Consider the following 4,021-nt stretch of genomic DNA (forward strand, 5'->3'; position numbering starts at 1 on the left):
GCAAAGGCACAATCGGCCCCCCGCCCCGCCGTTCGACCATGATGAACAAGATGATTGCGACCAGCGCAAGCAGCGGCAGCACGAAGGTGAATGTGTCCGGCCCAGAGGGATCAAGCACATGATAGCCCCAATAGACGATGGCCGTCGTGCCGATGGCCAGCAGTGCGCCGCCGAGATAGTCGACATGGTGCTTCTTCTCGTTGAAGCGGCTGCGCATGGCGAATGCCAGCACCGCCATAACGATAATACCGATCGGCAGATTGACCAGGAAGACCCAGCGCCAGCCGAACAGGCTGGTGATGTAGCCGCCGGCCAACGGGCCGAGCACCGAGGACAGCGCGAACACCGCCGAACTGTAACCCTGGTACTTGGCGCGGTCGCGCGGCGAGAACAATTCGCCGATCATGGCGAAGGCGGAAACCATCAGGCCGCCGCCGCCGATGCCCTGGAGCACGCGAGCGGCGATCAGGCTCTCCATCGACCATGCCATGCCGCAGACCAGCGAGCCCAGCACAAACAGGCCGATGGCCGTCAGGACGACATTCTTGCGACCATACATATCGCCAAGCTTGCCGTAGAACGGCGAGACCGCGGCGGTAGAGAGCAGATAGGCGGCACCCACCCAGCCAAACAGATGCAGGTTGCCGAGCTCTCCGGCAATGGTGGGCAAGGCGGTGACGACAATCTGCATGTCGATGGTGGCCATGAACATGGCAACCAGCGCACCGCAATAGACGATCAATGTTGTAAGAGCGGGCCTGGCTTCGGCCTCCACGGGCGGCGCATCCGGAAGAGTTGAGTCAAGGCTCATCGCGTATCTCCAAGGGCTAGGGCGCGGTTTATGTGCTCACAGCAGATGTATGTCAACGTCAAATATATGCTATTTAGCATACAATTGACATCGGCATATATTTTTGCTAGCGCGCTGCGGGATGAGCAACGATGCCGAGCCGGGCAAGCCGGACCGATTTTCCAACCTGTGCCAGACGCGAGGCGATCAGGATCTCGCCGATCTGGCGCGCGGCCATGGCCTGTCCGAAGCGGCAGCCGGGGCTGTGGCGGCCATCGATGCGGTGATGAGCAAGGTGCGCCGCTCGGTCCAGCGCCGGGACTTCGGCCGTTTGATCCTGGCCCGCATCGACCCCTCGCTGGAATTGAGTCATCTCGATGCGATCATCGCGCTCAGCGCGGTCGCCAGCGACACCCCGCAGGACGAGGTGACGGTCGGCGTCATCGCCGAGCGCATGGGAATCGATCCCTCCCGTGCCAGTCGCATCTCCGCGGATCTCGTCGAGCGCGGTTACGCCTTCCGCGTCGCATCGCAGCTCGATGCCCGGCGAATTTGCCTCAAGCTCACCGCCAAGAGCGAGCGCCTCGTGACGGCGGTGCGCCAGACCAAATGGCGGATTTTTGCTGGATCGCTGACGCAGTGGAATGAGCAGGACCTTGTGACGTTCGCCGCCCTTTTGGAACGCTTCGCCGGTTGGGCCATGGACGAAGCGGAGATGCGCAGGTCAGCCGATGCCGTCAAACAGATGATGGACGAGACGGAGCCGTCGCTCCCCCAGGCGAAATAGCCGGCGAGCCACGAGCAGCCATTTCCGAACAGCGGACCGTGTGGTCGTCGATGATCGCCGGTTCGATCGCTTTGGTCGAGCGCAAGCGTGGTCTTCGGAGCTCCGTCTGCTAAAGACACAATGGCGGCACGTCACAGACGCCGAGCCCATTAAAATGCACTGTGCTCCATTTTAATTCTTGACGTACGTAAAATTATTTCCAAACATGCGATAACGCTGATGTGATATCATCAGCGCTCTGGGAGGAGCAACGCCTGATATGAAAGAAACCCGAACCGGGCGCCTTGTGCGCGCACCAGCTTGTCTTTCCAACGCAAGCCCCGGGCTCGCGTGTGTTTCGTCAGCCATGCCGTTCGCAGAACAACGAGCCGACAATCAAAAATCCGGAGGAGGAAGATATATGCGCATGTTCAATTGCCTGGCGCTCGGCGCTGGGCTGCTTGCCACGCCGCTTGCCGTGCCCGCGCAAGCCGAAGACGCCAAGGTCGCGGCGATCGTCAAAGGCCTCGACAATCCGTTCTTCCAGACCATGCAGAAGGGCATCGAGGAACAGGCCAAGGCCGACGGCGTTGGTGTCACCGTGCAGGCGGCCGCCAATATGGGCGATGCGACGGGGCAGGCCGACAAGCTGACAGCCATGGCCCTGCAGGATTACGATTGCTACCTGGTCAATCCGATCAGCGTCTCCAACCTGGTGCAGGCGCTGGTGCCGGTCGCCCAGAAGAAGAAGCCGATCGTCAACATCGACTCGACCATCGATGCCGAACAGGCCAAGGCCGCGGGCTTCGCCGTCTCGACCTATATCGGCACCGACAACGTCGCCGCCGGCGCGCTGGCCGGCGAGGAGATGCTGAAGCTGGTGCCGAAAGGCTCCAAGGTGGCGCTGATTGCCGGTATCGTCGGCGACGTCGGCTCGAACGCCCGCATCAAGGGCTTCAAGCAGGCGGTCGAGGGCAAGCTGGAAGTGGTGGTTATGGTGAGCGCCGACTGGGATCGCGAGAAGGCGCTGACTGCTGCCACCGACATCCTGGCCGCGCATCCGGATCTCGCCGGCTTCTTTGCCGCCAACGACATCATGGCGCTCGGCGTCGAGCGAGCCGTGCAGACGTCCGGCAAGGACGTCAAGGTGATCGGCCTCGACGGCATTGTCGACGCTCTGAAATCGGTCGCCGCCGGCGAACTCACGGCCACCGTCGCGCAATACCCCTATGTGGTCGGCGCAATGGGCGTCGAGGCGTGCAAGCTTGCCGCAATGGGTAAGGAACTCCCCGCCAACGTGCCTGCGCCGGTGCTCCTCATCAACAAGGACAATGCGGAAGCCTCGCTGAAGAACTTCCCGCGTCCAGGCGGCGACTATCCGGATCCCTTGCGCGAGATGCTGAAGTGAGCCTTCCAGCCGACAACGCGCCCGCCTCCCGACAGGCGGGCGTCCACGAGGAGAGCCGTCCCTCCCTGGCGGCTCTCCTCATCGATCCTTCCTTCTGGGCCGACTGGGCATCTGTCGTCGGCCTGGTCGGTCTCGTCATCCTGTTCGGCGTCACCTCGCCAGTCTTCCTCAGCGTCGCCAACATGCAGGCGATCCTGCTTGCCGCCGCGATCCTGGTGGTGCTGTCGATCGGTCAGACCTTCGTTGTCGCCACGTCCGGCATTGACCTCTCGCTCGCAGCCTCCGTCATGCTTGGCGCGGTCATCCTCGGCCTGGTCAATGCGGCGGGTCTCGGCATCTTCGCCGCCTGTGTGCTCGCGGTGCTCGCCACCAGCGCCATCGGCTTCATCAACGGCGTGCTGATCACCGCCGGGCGTATTCCCGATTTCGTCGTGACGCTCGGCACGCTCTCCGGTATTACTGGTCTTGGCCTCATCCTGTCCGGCGGCGAGCCGACCATGGTGGGCTCGACGTTCCTGCTCAAGCTCGCGTCAGGCTATCTCGGGCCGTTCGGCTATCCGGTCTGGGTGGCGATCGCGGCCGTCCTTGTCGCGCATGTTGCGCTCTACCACACGCGGTTCGGCGTGCATCTGCTTGCCACCGGCGGCCAGGCAGAGAGCGCCAGCGCGCTCGGCATTCGCACGAACCGGGTCAAGATCGCCGCCTATACGATCTCCGGCTTCTGCGCCGGCATCGCGTCGATCCTTCTGGTGGCGCGCATCGGCTCGGCCGAGCCGCAGATCAACACGAGCCTGCTCCTGAACTCCGTGGCGGCCGTGGTGCTGGGCGGCGTCAGCCTGTTCGGCGGCCGCGCCAGCATCCTGGGACCCGCCATCGGCGCGCTGATGCTGACGGCCCTCGTCAACGGGCTGACGCTGCTCAGCGTCTCGGCCTTCTATCAACCACTTGCCGTAGGCGTGATCGTGGTCCTGGCGGCGCTGATCATGCGATATCAGAAATGAGCACCGTCAATCACATCGCGCCTTCCGAGGCGATCCTCGCCTGCCAGGGACTGAGC

The 4,021-nt window shown here is 63.2% G+C and carries 4 protein-coding genes; 3 read left to right on the forward strand and 1 reads right to left on the reverse strand.

What is annotated here, in order from left to right; translation table 11 throughout:
• A partial coding sequence (locus EOA27_RS25690) for an MFS transporter (protein ID WP_127257574.1) occupies positions 1-811 on the reverse strand: 811 nt, incomplete at its 3' end.
• A 121-nt stretch (positions 812-932) separates the two neighbouring features.
• Between EOA27_RS25690 and EOA27_RS25695 the strand changes: the two genes are divergently transcribed.
• The 3 genes from EOA27_RS25695 to EOA27_RS25705 all read left to right on the forward strand — a co-directional run bounded on the left by EOA27_RS25695 (position 933) and on the right by EOA27_RS25705 (position 3,965).
• Entirely contained in the window at positions 933-1,577 is a 645-nt protein-coding gene (locus tag EOA27_RS25695; RefSeq protein ID WP_126081266.1) for a MarR family winged helix-turn-helix transcriptional regulator, read from the forward strand.
• 400 nt (positions 1,578-1,977) lie between these two features.
• On the forward strand, positions 1,978-2,964 hold the full coding sequence (locus EOA27_RS25700; protein WP_126081265.1) for a substrate-binding domain-containing protein: 987 nt from the start codon (positions 1,978-1,980) through the stop codon (positions 2,962-2,964).
• A complete protein-coding gene (locus EOA27_RS25705; protein WP_126081264.1) occupies positions 2,961-3,965 on the forward strand; it encodes an ABC transporter permease in 1,005 nt (334 codons plus the stop codon). Before EOA27_RS25700 ends, EOA27_RS25705 begins: the two co-directional genes overlap by 4 nt.
• Positions 3,966-4,021 lie beyond the last annotated feature (56 nt).

It is taken from the genome of Mesorhizobium sp. M2A.F.Ca.ET.037.01.1.1 (assembly GCF_003998075.1).
In the GTDB taxonomy this organism is placed as follows: domain Bacteria; phylum Pseudomonadota; class Alphaproteobacteria; order Rhizobiales; family Rhizobiaceae; genus Mesorhizobium.

What these genes read in the sequence shown, in the direction of transcription:
- EOA27_RS25700 (WP_126081265.1), top strand. Translation starts at nt 1,978, where the DNA reads ATGCGCATGTTCAATTGCCTGGCGCTCGGCGCTGGGCTGCTTGCCACG.
- EOA27_RS25695 (WP_126081266.1), top strand. Translation starts at nt 933, where the DNA reads ATGAGCAACGATGCCGAGCCGGGCAAGCCGGACCGATTTTCCAACCTG.